A 17,829-nucleotide genomic window follows, 5' to 3' on the forward strand; every position below is an offset into this window, starting at 1 on the left:
GAGGTGGGGCCCGGGGCATTCGTCCGGCTCCGTCGAGCTCTACAACCACCCCCGGGGCGTCTGCATTCCCGGGCGTCGCGCGTCTCCTGCGTCACACATCGTCGTCGGAATATCTGCCTGCCGCCGCCCCTTGTCATCGCCGAGAGCTCGGCCACCACACAGCGGGACCGGCACGCGACGAAGGAGACATTATGCGGATCGGGATCATCGGGGCCGGATACATCGGCGGCACGTTGACGCGTCGGCTCACCGCCCTCGGCCATGAGGTGTCGGTCGCCAACTCCCGCGACCCCGAGACGCTGTCGGAACTCGCGTCGGAGACAGGGGCGACCGCAGTGTGGGCACGCGACGCCGCCCGCGGTGCCGACCTCGTCATCCTCTCCATCCCGCAGAAGAACGTCCCCGACCTCGAGCCGGGCATCTTCGCCGCCCGGGCCGACGGCGCGCCGATCATCGAGACGAACAACTACTACCCGCAGCAGCGCGACGGTCTGATCGCGGCGATCGAGGACGGTCAGCCCGAGAGCGCGTGGGTGTCCGAGCAGATCGGCCAGCCGGTGGTGAAGGTGTTCAACGGGATCTACTGGAAGAACCTGCTCGAGAAGGGCAAGCCTGCGGGCACCGAGGGCCGCATCGCCCTGCCGATCGCCGGCGACGACGCCGCCGCGAAGGTGCTCGTCTCCGACATCGTCGATCAGCTCGGTTTCGACCCTGTCGACGCCGGCACGATCGCCGACTCCTGGCGCCAGCAGCCCGGTACGCCCGTCTACGGCCAGCACGGCACCGCCGACGAGACCCGCACCGCCCTCGACCAGGCAACTCTAGAGCGCACCGCGGAGTGGAAGGCTGCGTGAACAGGTTCGCGCACGCGGCCGAATAGGACGCTGCATGCGTCATCTGTACCGTTGGCGGGGCTCGACCCCCTACCGCTCGACGGGAAGGAGACAGGCATGACGCAGACGCAGACCCAATCGCCGACGCAGTCACAGACGCAGGTGCAGACCGGGGTGCAGAAGACCCCGAAGAACCCCGACAAGGGGTACGTGGCCCTCCTCGGATGGAGCCTCGCCGCGGTGGAGGCACTTGACGCATTCGACCGCCGATACGTGGTGGTCGCGCCGCCGTGGGCGGAGGAGTACTGCACCCAACACGACATCCCCTTCCTGCCGTGGGATTTCGAACGTCTCAACGACCGGTCGCTCGAGATCGCGGAGACGCTGCGCGACAAGGGCGTCGACGTCGCGATCCCGCTCTACGAGGAGACCGTCGAGTGGGCGGGCGCCATCAACTCCGTCCTGCTCGACAATCCTCGCCTCTTCGGACAGGCGATGTTGTTGCGCGACAAGGCGTTGATGAAGCGCCGCGCGCAGCTGGGTGGTATCCGCGTCGGCATCTTCGAGGAGGCGCACGACCGCGAGGACGTCATCCGCTTCCTGCGGCGGGTCAACCAGACGCTGTTGAAGCTCGACGGTGACCCGAACGACCCCATCCACCTCAAGGCCTTCGACAAGGCCGGATGCCTGGGGCACCGGGTCATCCGCACCCCCGACGAGGTGGACTCCATCCCGGACGACGAGTTCCCGGTGCTGATGGAATCGCACCTGGACGGTTGGGAATTCGCGGTCGAGGCGTGGATCCACAACGGAAAGATCAAGTTCCTCAACATCTCTGAGTACGTGACGCTCGGCTACTCCGTCTTCGTCCCAGCCACACCGGAGCTCGAGAAGTACCGTCCCGCGATCACGGCCCAGATCGAGAAGCTGATCAAGACCTTCGACATCGAGTTCGGCTTCGTGCACCCCGAGTACTTCGTCACCAGTGACGGCGAGATGTACTTCGGCGAGGTCGCCTACCGTCCGCCGGGCTTCAAGGTGTTCGAACTCCTCGAGCGCGCCTACGGCTTCAACGCCTATCAGGGACTCGCACTCGCGTTCGACCCGAAGACCACCGAGGAGGAGATCGACGCGTTCTTCCCCCGCGAGGTCGTCGACGCCTCCGGTGTCGCCGGGTGTTTCGGCGTGTACCCGCGCCGTCGGGTGGTCTCGAATCTCGAGATCCCGGCGGAGACCGCCGAACACGACTACTACGAGACCAACGATCTCGCCGCGCCGTTGGAGCAGACCGTCACCAAGCGCACCGCTTTCGGGACGCACTGGGGTCTGCTGTACTTCTTCGGTGACGACCCCTACCGGATGCGGGACCTGTTGAAACACCAGGAAGAACTGGACTTCTACGTGTGAGGCAAGAACTCGGCGGGGGTGAACCAGGTCCGACGCAGTCGATGGACGGCGATCCCGGCGCGTCGACACCTGCCCCGGATCCTGCGCTCACCTCGCGGCTCGCCCAGCTCGACCACGCGGTGGTCGCGCTGCGGGACGCGCCCGAGTTCTCCAAGAGCACCAAGGTGCGGCGCGTCCTGGACTCGCTGACCCGGGTGCTCGCACAGAAGGGCGGCTGCGAGGCAGTTCGTGATCGGGCCGGTGCGCTCGAGGACGCGGGTCTGTTCTCGGGCACCGACTGGGGACATCCCGACATCCTCGTCCCGGGCATCGTCGGATCCAGTCTGCGCAGCGGTCACGCCGACACCGTCGCGATGGAGGCGACCAGCGAGCTTCGTCTGGTCGCTGTCGCGGCCGGTGAACTGGTCCACCCCGCGATCGACGCCGACGACGCCCGACGGTTCCTCTCGCAGGTGCTGGCCATGAACCTCGACGTGCTGTTCACGCCGCCGTCGGAGTCCGAGCGGGTCCGTCTGGGCCGCACGGCCCTCCTCATCCGCGACCTCTTCGGCTACGTCGCCGAGCAGATCGGCTACGACAGCGTCCTCGACCAACTCGTCGACGAGATCTGGCGCATCCTGCGACAGCGACCGATCCAGGTGGAGCAGGTGACCGCGATGGTCACGCGCATCGCGATCTATCGCGACGACCCCGACGTGGACCTCGGCACATCAGGTCAAGGCCTCGACCGGCTCATCACCGCCCTCTTCGGCACCACCGACGCCTGCCGGGAGGACCCCGGTGTCGACGTGTACCGCTCACGCCTGGAGGTGATGGACGCCGGCGGCCTGCAGTTCGAGGCCGGCGGATTCGCGCGTGCGATGCACGACACCGGGCTCGTCTCCCCGTATCACGCTGCGCTGCTGCGGTATCTGGTGGAGACGAACCCGCATCTGCTCCCCGAGGCGCTCGGCCTGTCCGACGTCGGACGCACCTCCCTGCAGCGGTTCCCGGACCTGGTCTACCGGCTCGTCGACGTCGCGGTGCATCCCCAGACGGCACAGAGCATCTACGGCCTGGCGCTCATGCTCGATCGCGGGATCCTCCATCAGCCGCCGATCGTCCCGTCGCTGTGGCGTCAGATCGCGCTGCCACTGGCACCCGGGGCGCGGGAGCGCCTGCGCCTCGCGTTCGGCGACGCACCCGATCCCGCCGCGAGGCTCGTCGCCGGGATCCTGTCCATGCTCGGTCAACCGCTCGGCGTCGGACAGGGTGACAACCCGACGTGCCAGTCCGCGCGGGCGCTGTCGATGTGGGCCTACAACGATCCCGACTACCTCCTGCAGATGGTGGTGTGGGCCGCACGTGACGAGGAGATCGTCATGCACTTCGAGGGGCAGTCGCTCTCGTCGACCGCGAGCGAGGGCGGCGTCGCCACGAGCGATCCGATCGACCTCGACCCGGTGTCACTGCTGCTGGTCCCCCACCTCGACCGGATCTACGCCGAGATGGTGCGCCGCTGCGCCGATCGCCCCGGTGACCCCCACCGTTGGGTGAACCCGGAGTTCCACGGGTGGTGGTCGTGGCGGGAGTTCCACATCGACGTGGACGTCGAGACCGGCGACATCGTCGACGTCCACGGGTTCCTGCGCCAGTTCCACGCCTCGTATCACCCCGCCTACAACGGGGATCAGCCGCTGATCCACCCGCAACCGGCCGGGGTCGCGGTCACCGACAGCGCGGCGCGGTATGTCGGGTGGCACGCCATCACCATCCTGCGTGTCGCGGCCGATCCCGACGGCGTCATGCGCGTGTACTTCTTCAACCCCAACAACGACAGCGGCCAGGACTGGGGGGACGGCGTCGTCGTCGGCACCGCGGGCAACGGTGAACGGCACGGCGAGGGGTCACTCCCCTTCGACCAGTTCGCGTCGCGGCTGTACATCTTCCACGCCGACCCCCTCGAGGACGGCGAGCCCGACGCCGTGCCCGCCGAGGACGTCGACCGCATCGTCGGCTACATGCGGCGCAGCTGGGCGACCGACCGCCTTCCCCCTGCCGCCCCGTCCGCGGAGGGCTGAGCGATGACGACCTCCGACGTCTCGATCGTGACCGCGGTGCACCCCGACAGAAGGGCCCTCCTGTGACCATCACCGTCGTTGCCGGGAACCCCAAGCCGGCCTCACGCACTCTCGACGCCGCGACGCGGCTGGCCCACGCGCTCACCGGTGCCGCGCCGGATCATGTCGTCGACGTCATCATCCTCGGTGCCGGCCTTCTCGGCTGGGGTGACCCGGACGTGAAGGCCGCGGTGACGACCGTCGCCGAGTCGGATCTGGTCGTGGTCGCCAGCCCGACGTTCAAGGCCACCTACACCGGCGTGCTGAAGCTGTTCCTGGACCAGTTCGCCGGTGGCGACGGGCTGCGCGACGTGGTCGCGGTGCCCCTGATGCTCGGCGCCGGCCCCGCTCACGCGATGGCGCCGGATCTCCTGCTCAAGCCCGTCCTCGTCGAGCTGGGTGCTGTCACGCCCGCGCCCGGGCTCTACCTGATCGACTCGACCTACACGACCGACACCGCGATCTCGGACTACGTCGAGCGCTGGGGCCCTGCGCTGACGTCCCGACTGTCCACGGAACCCTGAGGTCCTAGCTCGCCGTCACCGCTCGATCGACCACCCGTCGGGGCCGTTGACGATGACGCGGGCGGCGCGCGTCGCCGTCGACGACACCATCTCGGCATTGGGATCGTCGACGTCTGCGATCCACGCGCGGGCCGCCGTCGGCGTCTTCCCGAACTCGACATGCCTGGCCAGCAGACGGTCACGACGTGTCGACTCGTCGGCGGTCACGAACCAGACGGCGTCCATCGCGGCTCTCGCCGACGCCCACGCCGGATCGTCGAGCAGGAGATAGTTGCCCTCGGTGACCACGAGCCGGGCCTCGGGCACCACCACCAGGGCGGCGGCCACCGGTTGCTCCAGCGTCCGCTCGAACCCGGGCGCGTAGACGGGTTGCTCGGTCTCGCGGCGGACCCGCTCGAGGAGAGCCGCGTACCCCGCCGCGTCGAAGGTGTCGGGCGCGCCCTTCCGGCCGAGTGCTCCCAGACGCCGCAGTTGGTCGTCGGCCAGATGGAAGCCGTCCATCGGCACGAGTGCGGCCCAGCCCGGCCCCCGGAGTTCGTCGATCCGGGCGACGAGCGCCTCGCTCACCGTGGTCTTGCCCGCGCCAGGCGGTCCGGTGATGCCCAGGACAGCGCGCGCGTTCGCCCCGACCAGGTCGATGGCATCCCGGGCGAGAGTGTCGATCACCACCGCGACGACTGTAGACGTCCTCGGAGACGACGACTCCCACATGTCACATGGCCAGCCCGCCGTCGACTGGCAGGACCGCGCCGGTGATGTATCCGGCCTCTGTCGACGCGAGGAACGCGACAGCAGCGGCCATCTCGTCCGGGTCGCCGAAGCGCCCCAGGGGAATGCCGGCCTCCGTCTGCGCCCGGATGCCGTCGGGGATGGAGGCAATCATTCGGGTGTCGGCATTCGGCGAGATCGCGTTCACCGTCACGCCGAACACGGCCAGTTCCTTGGCGACGGTTTTCGTGAAGCCGATGATGCCGGCTTTCGCCGCGGCGTAGTTGGCCTGGCCGACGTTGCCGTGGAGGCCGGTGTATGAGGTGACGTTGACGATGCGACCGTGGTGCTGGGCTCGGAACGAGGGGATGCAGGCCTGCGTGAAGTGGAAAGCTCCCGTCAGGTGAACCCCGAGGACGGCGTTCCAGTCCTCGGCCGTCAGCTTCCAGACCCTTCGGTCTCGGAGGATTCCCGCGTTGTTGACCAGGACATCGACCCGGCCGGTGTGCTCCACGGCAACGGCGACGACGTGGTCGACCTGGGTGCGGTCCGACACATCCGCACCCACGGCGATCGCGCCGATCCCCGCCGCTGCCGCAGAGAGCACATCCTCGTCCACGTCGACGGCGACGACCGTTGCTCCTGATGCAGCGAACAGCGTCGCAATGCTCAGCCCCACACCTCGTCCAGCGCCGGTCACGATCACGGTCTGCCCGGAGAAGTCGAACTCCAGAGTGGGCGGACGATCGGGCCGCGGTGTGTTCACAGTGCCACCTCGAAGAGACCGGCGGCACCCATACCGCCGCCGACGCACATCGAGACCACGACCCAACGGACCCCGCGGCGTCGTCCCTCGACCAGAGCATGACCGACGAGCCGGGCACCGGTCATGCCGTACGGATGCCCCAGCGCGATGGCGCCACCATCGACGTTCATCTTGTCCGGATCGATGCCGAGGACGTCGCGCGAGTAGACCGCCTGAGATGCAAAAGCCTCGTTGAGTTCCCAGAGCCCGACGTCGTCCACGGACAGCGAATGGTTCTGCAGGAGTCTCGGGATCGCGGTCACCGGACCGATGCCCATCTCTTCGGGAGAACACCCTGTGACGGCCATGCCGCGGTAGAAGCCGAGGGGGATGACACCCCGCCGACTGGCCTCGCTCGCCTCCATCATGACGACCGCGGCCGCGCCGTCCGACAGCTGCGACGCATTCCCCGCCGTCACGGTGGGTACTTCACTGGCGTCACCGGGAGCGAGGACCGGCCTGAGCGCCCCGAGCCTGTCAGCCGTGGTGGGTCGGATGCCCTCGTCGTGGGTCAGCGTCACCTCCTCTTCGGTGACCTCGCCGGTCTCACGGTCGTGCACCTTCTTGACCACGGTGATCGGCGCGATCTCGGAGGCGAACCGGCCTGTGTCCCTGGCAGCAGCGGCGCGCTCCTGCGACTGGAGACCCATGAGGTCCTGGGCCTGCCTGCTCACGTCATACCGCTCGGCGACGACCTCGGCGGTGCGCAGCATGGGCCAGTACACGCCGGGCGCATTCTGTTCGAGCCAACCGTCCGCGGCGCGATGGGTGTTGCGGTGCGCGTTCTGGACCAACGAGATCGACTCGACACCCCCGCCGATGGTCACGGTCATGTTTTCGTGCACCACCTGTCGACCCGCCGCGGCGATCGCCATGAGTCCTGACGCGCACTGACGATCGACCGTCGACCCCGGAACGGTGACCGGCAGCCCTGCGCGCAGCGATGCCTGGCGCGCGACGTTGAAGCCCGTGGTGCCCTCCTGCATGGCGCAGCCCAACACCACGTCCTCGACCTCCGACGGGTGGACGCCCGCGCGCTCGACAGCGTGACGTATGGCGTGCCCCGCCAGTTCCTGTCCGGACGTGTCGTTGAAGGCGCCGCGGTAGGCCTTGCCGATCGGCGTGCGTGCCACCGAGACGATCGCTGCTTCTCTCTGACTCATGGGACGCAGCGTCGCAGTGTTCTACCCATAAGTCAATAATTCGACCCGCCGTTTAAATCGCGGCCACCTCACCCTTGACGCAGGCGTCCGAGGGCACCATGATCGACCAATAGTTCAATTTTTCGACCGCGCGACCGGCCAGGAGTTCCGATGTCCCAGAAGCCCATTCCCTATTACTGGTCCAGCGTCGACTGGGAGAAGCTAGTGGCGGACTACCCGCCGCCTCCGCACTTCGACGCAGCCATGGCCGGGCTGTCTGATGAAGCCGTGCACGAACTGCAGAACGCCCGCTTTCTCGCGCGGATGGACGATGCGTGGCGGGTCCCGTTCTATCGGGAACGCTGGACGGCTGCCGGCCTGGAGCCCGGGGACATCCGCTGCCTCGACGACCTGGCCCTCGTCCCGACCTTCACCAGCGAAGACCTCAAGCACAGCGCGGAGAGGACCCCGCCGTTCGGCGACCACCAGACATTCGCGCTGGCCGATATGAGCACGCCGTTGAAGATCCAGTCGAGCGGCGGAACGTCTGGCCTGCCCCGACCCACACTCTTCGACCCGATCGCGTGGGAGGTGCAGGCAATCCAGTTCGCGAGAGCCTTTGTGGCACAGGGATCTGAGGTCGGCGACATCCTCCAGATCACTCTGACCAACAGTCTCGCCAACACGGCGTGGTGCTCCTCGACGGCTGCGATGCACTGGTCGGGCATGGTGCCTCTGACGACGGGTTCCGGTGCCGTCACGAGCTCTGTGCGCCAGCTCGAGCTCGCTCGGGAATGGGGCACAGCCGGGTGGGTCGCATTCGGCGAGTACCTGAAGATCCTCGCCGAGACGGCGGAGAACACCGGCATCGACCTGCGCAAGGATCTGCCGACCCGCTTCATCCACACCTATCTCGGTGTCGACACCGACGGCCACCTGCGGCGCCTCCTGGAGGACGCCTGGGGAGCGCCCGTGTACGACAACTACGGGACCCATGAGGTCGGACTCATCGGCTACGAGTGCCGGGGGCAGAACGGCTTGCACGTCAACGACGACACCGCGGTGCTGCAGATCGTGGATCGTGAGACCGGTCAGCCTCTGCCCGACGGTGGAGCGGGGAACATCGTCGTCACGAGCCTGCACCGATCGGTGCCCCCCATCATCAGGTACGACCTGCGGGACCTCATGCGTCGGGAGTCGCGCACCCTGTGCGCGTGCGGCGCACGCACGACCAAGCTGTCCGGCTTCCTGGGCAGGAGCGACGAGATGGTGAAGCTTCGGGCGACCAGCGTCTATCCCCGTGCTGCCCAGGACACCGTCCAGGGTGACGAACGCTCGACGGGCGAGTTCCTGTGCGTCGTGGAAAAAGTCGGGGCCGGCCTCGCCGAGCGCGAACGGATGACCGTGCGGGTCGAGGCGCGGCGGGGGGTCGACGAGGCGGCCCTGCACGCGGACATGGCCCAGGGTCTGAAGGTCCTGTTCGGAGTGGGTGTGGACGTCGACATCGTCCCGGCCGGCTCACTGGCGGAGTTCACGGGCCTCGGCGGCGAAGGCAAGGTCAAGCGGCTCCTGGATCTCCGATGACCGGGCCGCTGAGCGACTGGTTCTCGCTGCAGGACAAGGTCGTCGTCGTCACGGGCGCATCCGCGGGACTGGGGGCCGTCTTCGCCGAGACCTTCGCGCGCGCAGGCGCGGACGTGGTCGTCGGCGCCCGGCGGCCCGACCGCCTCCGGGTGACGGTCGACGCTGTCACGGCCCACGGCCGTAGGGCGCTGGCCGTACGGACGGACGTGTCGGTGCCAGAGGACTGCGACGAGCTCGTGCAACAGGCAGTCGAGGAGTTCGGCCATGTCGACGTGCTCGTGAACAACGCCGGCGTCGCAGGGGCGGTCCCTGCCACGCGGGAGACTCCCGAGCAGTTCCGATCTGTCGTCGACGTCAACCTTCACGGTTCCTACTGGATGGCGCAGGCGTGCGCGCGAGTCATGCGGCCGGGCAGTTCGATCATCAACATCTCGAGCGTGCTCGCCGTCACGACAGCAGGGCTACCCCAGGCGGCCTACTCCGCCAGCAAAGCAGCCTTGATCGGACTGACCCGCGACCTGGCGCAGCAGTGGGGTCGCCGCAGGGGCATCAGGGTCAACGCACTCGCCCCCGGATTCTTCGAGAGCGAGATGACCGAGGCGTACACCGCCCAGTACATCGACGAGGTGCTGATGCCGCGCGTGCTCCTGGGTCGCGCAGGCATCCCCGAGGAGCTGGCGACGACGGCGGTCTGGTTGGCCTCGCCGGCAGCGGGATTCGTCACGGGCCACACGCTTCTCGTCGACGGTGGCATGTCCATCACCTGACCCCGCTGCACAGGAACCCCCGGAAGTCCCCACCTCGCTCGTCCCGGCTCCCCCGCCGGATCCGATGAAAGGCCCTCACATGAAGTCGAACTCCGTCTACGGGATCAACATCGCCGTCAGCGACCTGGATCGTTGGACCCGTCAGTACGAGCAGGTGCTCGGCATCACCAGCGACCCCGTACCAGAGGAAGGTTTCGCGTTCCCTGGCATGCGCGGTTCGTCGTTCGACGTCGACGGGTTCAAGCTCAACCTGATCACCAGTGCCGATCCGACCACATCGGTCGGCCGCTTCCTCGCCCGAAACGGTGACGGCGTCTTCCTGTTGTCGGTGCGCGTGGACGACGTCGAGCAGGCGAGCCAGGAGCTCCGCGACCTGGGCATCGATCCGCTCCTCGAGCAGACCAAGAGGGGGCCCGGGCACCTCCCGGTGAACTTCGTGCACCCCAAGGCGATGGCCGGAGTGCAGATCGAGCTCATCGAGGTCCCACGGTAAAATTCCTCCGACGTCCTACTTCCCGGAGACAGCGAGCACAGATCCGCATGGCCAGAGGCGCGATGGTACGAGACGAAGTCGTGCGGGCGGCCACGAGGCTGTTCACGGAGCGCGGCATCCGTGGCGTGTCCCTGCAGGACATCGCCGACGAGGTCGAACTGACCAAAGGCGCCCTGTACCACTACTTCAACAACCGCGACGACCTGTTACGCCAGGTGTTCGGCGACTGGATCACCGGTGAGTTCACGAGTCTGCAGGAGCACACATCGAGGTCGGGTACTGCGACCGACAAACTCCGTGACTACGTCCGCTACCACGTGTCGTCCGTGGTCGACAACATCGAGCTGTACAGTCTCTCCTTCTCGTCCGAGGCCGAGCTGCCTCCGGAGGTCCGCACAGAATTCCGTCACCTCAAGCGCCGCAGCGACAGCGTGCTGAAGGACATCCTGAGCCAAGGCGTCTCCGACGGTGAGTTCGAGCTCCGCGACGAGAAGGTCATCGCCTTCGCCATCGACGGCATGTGCAACTGGCTGTGCCAGTGGTACGTGTCCGATGGCCCCAAGTCGGCCACCGAGATCGCCAACGACTTCAACGACCTCCTGCTCAGGGGCCTCCTAAGAGGGGACGGCGACGAGAGTCCTGTTCAGTCCGGCCGCACACACAGCCCGGCCGAGGCGGTCGAGTACCACGCCAGGGCCATACGGTTCCACAGCGAGCGCCTAGAGCAACTGCTGCCGTCACTGACGGGCGACCATCCCGGCCCGACTCACGAGACTCCCTGACTCACAACACGTTGTAGTCGACATCGCGACAGAACGTCTGTTGGCCGCTGACGACGCGCAACCACGCACCTACGCGCGGGAGCTCGTGTGTGAAAAAGTAGCGCATCGCCGCAGTCCGGCCCGGCGCGTCCGGGTGGCTGGACGATGCCGCCGCGATCGCGAGGTCCAGGTGGATCCACGCCAGCACCACGTGCCCGAACCCCTGTAGGTAGGGCGTCGCATTGGCCAATGCGTCCGCCGGTTTCCCGGTGGCCCATGCAGCGTCGGTCGCGCTCATGATCTCGACCCAGGCGTCGTCCAACATCGACGACTCCGCCACGAGACCGGCCGAGCGCGCGGCCTGGACCGTCGACCCGATCGCGGTCCCTAGTTCACGCAAGTGCGACCCCCCGTCGAGTCGGACCTTGCGCCCGAGGAGATCCATCGCCTGGATGCCGTGTGTCCCCTCGTGGATCATGTTCAGGCGCTGATCGCGCCAGAACTGCTCGACCGGGAAGTCGCGGGTGTAACCGGCGCCGCCGAGCACCTGGATGGCCAGGCTGTTCCCTTCGAGGCACCACTCGCTGGGCCAGCTCTTCAGCACCGGGGTCAGGATCTCCAGCAGTGCGCGGGCCCGACGCCGCTGTGAGGCGTCGCCGGTTCTCTCGTCGTCGAGGAGTTTCGCGACGTACAGCGTCAGGGCGATGCCGCCCTCTGCGTACGCCTTCTGGGCCAACAGCATCCGCTTGACGTCCGCGTGCTCGATGATCGGTACCTGGTCCGTGGTGACGCCGTCACGGGGCCTACCCTGACGCCGGGTCTTCGCATAGTCCAATGAGACGGCGAACCCTGCATATCCGACGGCCGCCGAGAGCAGCCCGATCTCAGCTCGTGCGGCGTTCATCATGTGGAACATCTGGGACAGTCCGCGCCCCGGGTCGCCCACCAGGTAACCGACAGCGCCTCGTCCGCCCCGCGGACCGTGACTCCGCTGCCCGAAGGCGAGTGCGGTGTTGGGGATACCGCGGTTACCCAGCTTGTGGTTCAGCCCGACGAGCGCCACGTCGTTCCGCTCGAGCATCTCCGAGTCCTGACCGACCAGGAACTTCGGCACGATGAACAACGAGAGCGCGCCGGTCGAGGCACCGACCGTGCCGGCCGCGTCAGGGATCTTCGCCAGGACGAGGTGCACGATGTTCTCGGTCAGGGTGTGTTCCGCGCCGCTGATCCACATCTTGTCGCCGACGATGCGATAGCGCGGCCCCAGGGGGTCGGTGTCGAAGTCGTCCCCGTCCGGGGTGGCGCGGGTTGCGATGTCGGCGAGCGAGGAACCGGCCTGCGACTCCGACATGGCCATCGTGCCGGTCCATCGAGCCTGGATCTGCGGCAGCGCGAACGCTGTGCGCTGACCCGGCGTGCCGTGCGCCAGGATCAGCGCGGCATTGCTCTCGGTCAGGAGGATGGGAGCGACGTTGGGGCCGGCCGCCGAGAACAGGACCCGGATGGCCATGTCGACCACGCGAGGCAGCTGAGCGCCTCCGTGCTCTTGGTCGTGGCCGGCGCCCATGAGTCCGAACGCCGCGTAGGCCTTCCACGCGCGGTGGGTCGTCTCGGGGAGGACGACCTCGCCGTCCGCGTCGACGTAGGGCTCCTGCAGGTCGCTGATCCGATTGGCCGGTTCGAAGACCTCGGCAGCGAGGTCGGACGATGCATCCAGCAGGTCGCGGCATGACTCCGTGGAGTGGTCGTCGAACCGCGGTCGATCGAGCAGGTCCTCGAGGGCCAGCCAGTCGAACAGCAGGAAGTCGATGGTCGAGAGCAGCTTGCGCTGTGTCACCGAGTTGTTCACGGGCGTGGTCGGTCCTCGCCGTCAGACCGACGTCAGCCGGTAGGAGTCCCCGTCGCGGACGATCCGGCCGGCGCTGGTACCCGCGAAGTGGGTGCCCAGCACGAGCAGATCCGTGTCGGCACTGCTCGCGACGAAGTCGGTGCGATGGTCGGCGCTGATGGCACGCTCGAAATCACCGCGGGAGCTCCATCGCGGTCGCGCGATCTGGACGGGGTGATGGATGAAGTCCCCGGTGATGAAAGCGCGCTCGCCACCGGACTCGACCATGACGCTGTGATGGAACTTGGTGTGTCCAGGCGTCGACACGTACCGCACCCCATCGGTCACGACGTGGTTCATCGGGACGAGATCGACCAGGTCGGCGTCGAGGCATGGCTGGAGCGATTCTGCGAACACGAGCCGCGTCTGGGAGTGGATGTCGGGGTCGGCGCCCTCGTAGACGACGGCGTGGGCGAGGTCGTCCGAGATCGCGCTCTCCTGACCGATTCCACGGTGATACTCGAACTCCTCCTCCACGAACGTGTATCGAGCGTTGGGGAACGTCGGCACCCATCGACCGTCGACCTGGACGGTGTTCCAACCGACGTGGTCGAGGTGCAGATGCGTGGCGAGGACATGGTCCACCTGGTCGGGCATGTAACCCGCTGCGGCGAGGCGCTCCAGGAACGGGTCGTGGCGGCTCCAGTTCGGGATGAGCGGGAGGGTCTTGCCGGGGCCACATCCCGTGTCGACGACAACCACGCTCGACCCGGTGTCCACGACATAGGAATGGACACTCCACAGCATCTGACCGTCGGCATTCGCGTAATCCGGTTCGAGCCAGGGAATCTCTCGCACCGCTTCGGGCGTGGCCTGCTCGATCAGCCCGTCGAGCTCACCGATCTCCACCTCGAACTCGACCACCTGAGTGACCGTGATGTCACCGATCGTCCAGCTGCGCACTGCGTCGTCCTCCGAATGTGTTGGGGATGTGGGGGTGTCAGATCGCACGGCCGGCCATCTCACCTTCGTAGATGGCCTCGTCGACCTGGCGCGGCGCCAGGCAGTCACCGACCTGGGTCACCTCGAACTCGCGCTGGAGGGACGACAGCAGTGACGTCTCGGAATCGCGGAGCATGACCGTGACGATCGAGTCGACCTTCGACAACCGGGAACTCCCATCCCAGATTCGCGTCAGCACAGCACCATCCGAGTTCACCTCGCCGACGATGTGCTGGGGGGTCAAGGTGACACCCAGGGCGTAGAGCCTGGGATAGAGATGGCCGACGTCCAGCGTCAGAAGGATCTTGTCGCCGAGGAACAGGCCGGCCGTGATGACCTCGACAGACTTGCCTGCCTCGGCCAACGTCTCGGCCAGACCGAGAGCTGTGTACTCGCCGGTGTCGTCGACGATGAGCACGGAGTCTCCGCACCGGTCGGGCTCTGCAATCGCCTCCAGCGGGTCCAGCACGGTCACATGGTCCAGCCCGGGGATACCGGGACGGGCGGCCAGCTTCGCTGAGAACCCGTCGGTCCGCCAGCTCGACCCTGTCGCCAGCACGACGTGGTCCGGTTCGAGCTCACGGATGTTCTCCACGGTCGCCTCGAAGCCGGCCCGGATGTCGACCCCGTGCACGTCGAGCGTCCGCTCCATGTCGCGGATCATGACGGCCCAGCGGCCGCGGGTGGCGAGCTGGGCGGCGTACCGGATCTGTCCTCCGAGCCGGTCGCTCCTCTCCAGCAGCACGACGTCGTGCCCGCGGGATGCAGCGGCCTCTGCGGCCCGCATACCCGCGGGGCCCCCGCCGACGACGACGATCCTCTTGCGACGGTCGGGCACTGTGATCGTGCCGATGCCCAAGGTCTTCTCTCGTCCGGCGGCCGGATTCTGCGTGCAGGTCAGGGAGAGGCCCTGGGCCATGCGGTTGATGCATCCCTGATTGGCGCTGACGCAGTGGCGGATCTCCTTCTCCCGTCCGGATCGCGCCTTGCTGATCAGGTGGGGATCGGCGATGTGGGCCCTGGTCATGGCGACCATGTCGGCCTTGCCCCCACCCACGATGTCCGCGGCGATCGACAGGTCGGTGATGCCGTTTGCGGTCAGGACGGGCGCGCCGTTGACGACCTTCTTGGCGCGTACGGCGAGGTCGACGAGCCGTGCGCCGGGCAGACTCATCGGCGAGACGACCTGATCGAATGTCGACGCGTTGCCGGCGCTGATACTGAAGTAGTCGAAGATGCCGGAGTCGGCCAGATGCTCGGCGATGCGCTCACCCTCCGACTCGTCGATCCCACCGGGCACTCCTTCAACCATGGACAGTCGCACACCGATCGGGAAGCCCGGTCCACACTGGTCGCGCACTGCTTGCGCGCATTCGAGGACGATGCGGCACCGGTTCTCGGTACTGCCGCCGTACTGGTCGGTCCGCAGATTCGTCAGCGGGGACAGGAAGCTGCACAGGAGATACCCGTGGGCAGCATGGACCTCGGCACCGTCGAGGCCGGCGACCTGTGCGTTGCGTGCGCTCCGCGCGAAGCCGGCGACCAGTTCGTCGATGTCGCCGTGGGTCATGGCCCGGCCGATCTCGTTGTAGGTCGACGACGGGAGTCCGGAAGGGCTCCACAGGGCGCGCCAGTTGTCCAGGTGCATCGAGCTGTTGTCCTCGACGCCGAAATGCGACAAGTCGATGAACACCTTCGCGCCATGGCGGTGGACGGCCTCGGCGAGACGTTCATAGACCGGGATGACGTCGGTAGGCCACCCCTGCGTCGTGCGCGGCGCCAGACCCCGGCTCGTCGGGTGCACTGCTTGCGCCTCGGTGAGGATCAGGCCGGCGCCTCCCTTCGCCCGCTCCTCGTAGTAGTCGACACTCTGCTGGGTCATGAGGTTGTGCTCGGCGTACTGGAGTGCGTGCGCGGTGACGACGATGCGGTTCTTGAGCGTCACGGAGCCGAGCGTCAGGGGCTCCCACAACGGCGCGTACTTGTCCATGTCTGTTCCTCCACGATCCACAAGAGGGCCGCCTCACGACCGACTCGACCGATCATTCAATTTTCCAACTTGATGGTCAGTTGTCATCATGGTGCTCTGCGTCACACGTGTCAAGAGCACGCTGGTTTCAGCCGGTCGACTGTGCAAAACAGCTCTGCTGCAACGGCTCTACTGGTTCGACGGGCGTCCACGTCCTCGTGTGGGACCTCCGGTGTCCATCGCCGTCAACGTCACCGACGACTCCGATCCGTGCACGATGGCCGGGCGTCGTGAACCAGGCGTCGCTCGGGCAGGCCTGAGCTGAGTGAGTCGCGGACGGCGACGGCGCCGCAGTTCTTCGCGGTGAGGCTGCCACGCACCGCCGCCAGGTCGAGGGTGTTCCTACCGCGCACAGCGGCGCGGTGGACCCGCCCGCTCTCCGTGTCGAGCGGCCCGGGAACGAGGAACTCCCCGGCACCTGAGGTACCGGGGAGTTCGTGGGTGCGCCCGAAGGGATTCGAACCCCTAACCTTCTGATCCGTAGTCAGATGCTCTATCCGTTGAGCTACGGGCGCGTGCTGTGTTCAGTTGTGGCGGCCGGCCCCGCGAGGGGCCGATGCCGGTGCGGAGGCGAGAGGATTTGAACCTCCGGTCCCGTTTTAGCGGGACAATTCATTAGCAGTGAATCCCATTCGGCCGCTCTGGCACGCCTCCAGCGAGTCCTTGCGAACTGCCGAACGCAAAGGTTACACATCGCGTCCGAGGCGGAGCAAACCAGGTTGGAACCCCTGCTCACACGGCCCTAGATTGGACGTGTGACCCCGCGCATCCGCCCCGATCTGGCCTCGGTCCCCGCCTACGTGCCGGGCAAGACGTTCCCCGGCTCGGTGAAACTCGCGAGCAACGAGGTCACCTTCGGTCCGCTCCCGAGTGTGGCCCGGGCGATCGCGGACGCGGCGACGTCCCTCAACCGCTACCCCGACAACGGCATGGTGGAGCTCACCGAGACCATCGCGAAGAAGCTCGGCGTCCCGCCGGACGCGATCCAGACCGGGTGCGGCTCGGTCAGCCTCTGCCAGAACCTCATCACCATCACCTGCACGCCCGGCGACGAGGTGTTGTTCGCATGGCGGTCGTTCGAGACCTACCCCCTCGCGACCCGTGTCGCCGGCGCCACGCCCGTGCAGGTCCCGCTCACCGGGGACCGCGTGCACGACCTCACCGCGATGGCCGACGCGATCACCGATCGCACGCGTCTGATCTTCGTCTGCAACCCGAACAACCCGACCGGCACCGTCGTCGAGGCGCAGGCTCTCGTCGACTTCCTGGAGAAGGTGCCGCCGGAGGTCGTCGTCGCCCTCGACGAGGCGTACGTCGAGTACGTGCGGCCGTCGCAGACGCAGGCCTACGACGCGATCGAACTGCAGCGCCGGTTCTCGAACGTGGTGGTGTTGCGGACGTTCTCCAAGGCGTACGGGCTGGCCGGCCTGCGGGTGGGCTACGCGGTCGCCGACGCGGCGGTGATCGACGGCCTCCGTCGCGTCCATGTCCCGTTCAGCGTGAACTCCCTGGCGCAGGCCGCGGCCACCGCATGTCTCCATGCCGACGACGAGCTGCTCGCCCGCACCGAGGCCGTCGTGGCCGAACGGGCCCGGGTCGCCGGTCGACTCCGCGAACTCGGCTACGTGGTGCCGGAGTCGCAGGCCAACTTCGTCTGGCTGGACCTCGGCGACGACGCCGCGCCGTTCGCGGCCGCCGCCCTCGACGCGCGCGTCGTGATCCGCCCGTTCGCGGGCGACGGTGTCCGCGTCACGATCGGTGACACGGTCGAGAACGACCAGTTCCTCACGTTCGCCGGGACCTGGGCCGGCCGGGACGGGGCCGTGGCCCATCACTGACGCGATGGG

At 67.4% G+C, this 17,829-nt stretch carries 15 protein-coding genes and 2 tRNA genes; 9 read left to right on the forward strand and 8 right to left on the reverse strand.

The window, feature by feature from the left end:
• Positions 1 to 191 precede the first annotated feature (191 nt).
• The 4 genes from LX14_RS06085 (at position 192) to LX14_RS06100 (ending at position 4,863) form a co-directional block, all read left to right on the forward strand.
• Positions 192 to 854, forward strand: a complete 663-nt coding sequence (locus LX14_RS06085) for an NADPH-dependent F420 reductase (RefSeq protein ID WP_253646352.1) — start codon at positions 192 to 194, stop codon at positions 852 to 854.
• 309 nt (positions 855 to 1,163) lie between these two features.
• Positions 1,164 to 2,240 carry an ATP-grasp domain-containing protein gene (locus tag LX14_RS06090; protein ID WP_372505365.1) on the forward strand — a complete coding sequence of 359 codons (1,077 nt, stop codon included), beginning with the start codon at positions 1,164 to 1,166 and terminating at the stop codon, positions 2,238 to 2,240.
• A gap of 41 nt (positions 2,241 to 2,281) precedes the next feature.
• On the forward strand, positions 2,282 to 4,300 hold the full coding sequence (locus LX14_RS06095) for a hypothetical protein (protein ID WP_253646354.1): 2,019 nt from the start codon (positions 2,282 to 2,284) through the stop codon (positions 4,298 to 4,300).
• A 62-nt stretch (positions 4,301 to 4,362) separates the two neighbouring features.
• Positions 4,363 to 4,863, forward strand: coding sequence for an NADPH-dependent FMN reductase (locus tag LX14_RS06100; RefSeq protein ID WP_253646355.1), 501 nt, complete (start codon positions 4,363 to 4,365; stop codon positions 4,861 to 4,863).
• 15 nt (positions 4,864 to 4,878) lie between these two features.
• On the opposite strand, the gene LX14_RS06105 is transcribed toward LX14_RS06100, so the two are convergent.
• From LX14_RS06105 to LX14_RS06115, 3 genes are all read right to left on the reverse strand, one after another.
• On the reverse strand, positions 4,879 to 5,574 hold the full coding sequence (locus LX14_RS06105) for a nucleoside/nucleotide kinase family protein (protein ID WP_301283168.1): 696 nt from the start codon (positions 5,572 to 5,574) through the stop codon (positions 4,879 to 4,881).
• Position 5,575: 1 nt separating this feature from the next.
• The gene (locus LX14_RS06110; RefSeq protein WP_253647908.1) at positions 5,576 to 6,271 is read right to left on the reverse strand and encodes a 3-oxoacyl-ACP reductase family protein; all 696 of its coding nucleotides are present in this window, start codon (positions 6,269 to 6,271) and stop codon (positions 5,576 to 5,578) included.
• 62 nt (positions 6,272 to 6,333) lie between these two features.
• Complete coding sequence (locus LX14_RS06115) at positions 6,334 to 7,539, reverse strand: acetyl-CoA C-acyltransferase (RefSeq protein ID WP_253646356.1); 1,206 nt, start codon at positions 7,537 to 7,539, stop codon at positions 6,334 to 6,336.
• A 150-nt stretch (positions 7,540 to 7,689) separates the two neighbouring features.
• Here LX14_RS06115 and LX14_RS06120 point away from each other — a divergent pair, with 150 nt between their 5' ends.
• The 4 genes from LX14_RS06120 (at position 7,690) to LX14_RS06135 (ending at position 11,144) form a co-directional block, all read left to right on the forward strand.
• The gene (locus LX14_RS06120) at positions 7,690 to 9,102 is read left to right on the forward strand and encodes a phenylacetate--CoA ligase family protein (protein ID WP_253646357.1); all 1,413 of its coding nucleotides are present in this window, start codon (positions 7,690 to 7,692) and stop codon (positions 9,100 to 9,102) included.
• Positions 9,099 to 9,869 carry an SDR family NAD(P)-dependent oxidoreductase gene (locus LX14_RS06125; RefSeq protein WP_253646358.1) on the forward strand — a complete coding sequence of 257 codons (771 nt, stop codon included), beginning with the start codon at positions 9,099 to 9,101 and terminating at the stop codon, positions 9,867 to 9,869. Before LX14_RS06120 ends, LX14_RS06125 begins: the two co-directional genes overlap by 4 nt.
• A gap of 79 nt (positions 9,870 to 9,948) precedes the next feature.
• Complete coding sequence (locus LX14_RS06130) at positions 9,949 to 10,362, forward strand: VOC family protein (protein WP_253646359.1); 414 nt, start codon at positions 9,949 to 9,951, stop codon at positions 10,360 to 10,362.
• Between the two features lie 47 nt (positions 10,363 to 10,409).
• Entirely contained in the window at positions 10,410 to 11,144 is a 735-nt protein-coding gene (locus tag LX14_RS06135; RefSeq protein WP_253646360.1) for a TetR/AcrR family transcriptional regulator, read from the forward strand.
• A gap of 1 nt (position 11,145) precedes the next feature.
• On the opposite strand, the gene LX14_RS06140 is transcribed toward LX14_RS06135, so the two are convergent.
• The 5 genes from LX14_RS06140 to LX14_RS06160 form a co-directional block, all read right to left on the reverse strand.
• A complete protein-coding gene (locus tag LX14_RS06140; protein ID WP_253646361.1) occupies positions 11,146 to 12,960 on the reverse strand; it encodes an acyl-CoA dehydrogenase in 1,815 nt (604 codons plus the stop codon).
• 33 nt (positions 12,961 to 12,993) lie between these two features.
• Positions 12,994 to 13,914: an MBL fold metallo-hydrolase gene (locus LX14_RS06145; RefSeq protein ID WP_253646362.1), complete on the reverse strand. Its 921-nt coding sequence runs from the start codon at positions 13,912 to 13,914 to the stop codon at positions 12,994 to 12,996.
• Between the two features lie 37 nt (positions 13,915 to 13,951).
• Complete coding sequence (locus tag LX14_RS06150) at positions 13,952 to 15,943, reverse strand: oxidoreductase (protein WP_253646363.1); 1,992 nt, start codon at positions 15,941 to 15,943, stop codon at positions 13,952 to 13,954.
• 481 nt (positions 15,944 to 16,424) lie between these two features.
• Positions 16,425 to 16,497: transfer RNA gene (locus LX14_RS06155), tRNA-Arg, on the reverse strand.
• 50 nt (positions 16,498 to 16,547) lie between these two features.
• A tRNA-Ser gene (locus LX14_RS06160) sits at positions 16,548 to 16,636 on the reverse strand.
• 101 nt (positions 16,637 to 16,737) lie between these two features.
• Between LX14_RS06160 and hisC the strand changes: the two genes are divergently transcribed.
• The gene (hisC, locus tag LX14_RS06165) at positions 16,738 to 17,820 is read left to right on the forward strand and encodes a histidinol-phosphate transaminase (protein ID WP_253646364.1); all 1,083 of its coding nucleotides are present in this window, start codon (positions 16,738 to 16,740) and stop codon (positions 17,818 to 17,820) included.
• The last annotated feature ends 9 nt before the right edge of the window (positions 17,821 to 17,829 follow it).

This window comes from Williamsia deligens, from assembly GCF_024171765.1.
GTDB classification, from domain to species: domain Bacteria; phylum Actinomycetota; class Actinomycetes; order Mycobacteriales; family Mycobacteriaceae; genus Williamsia_A; species Williamsia_A deligens.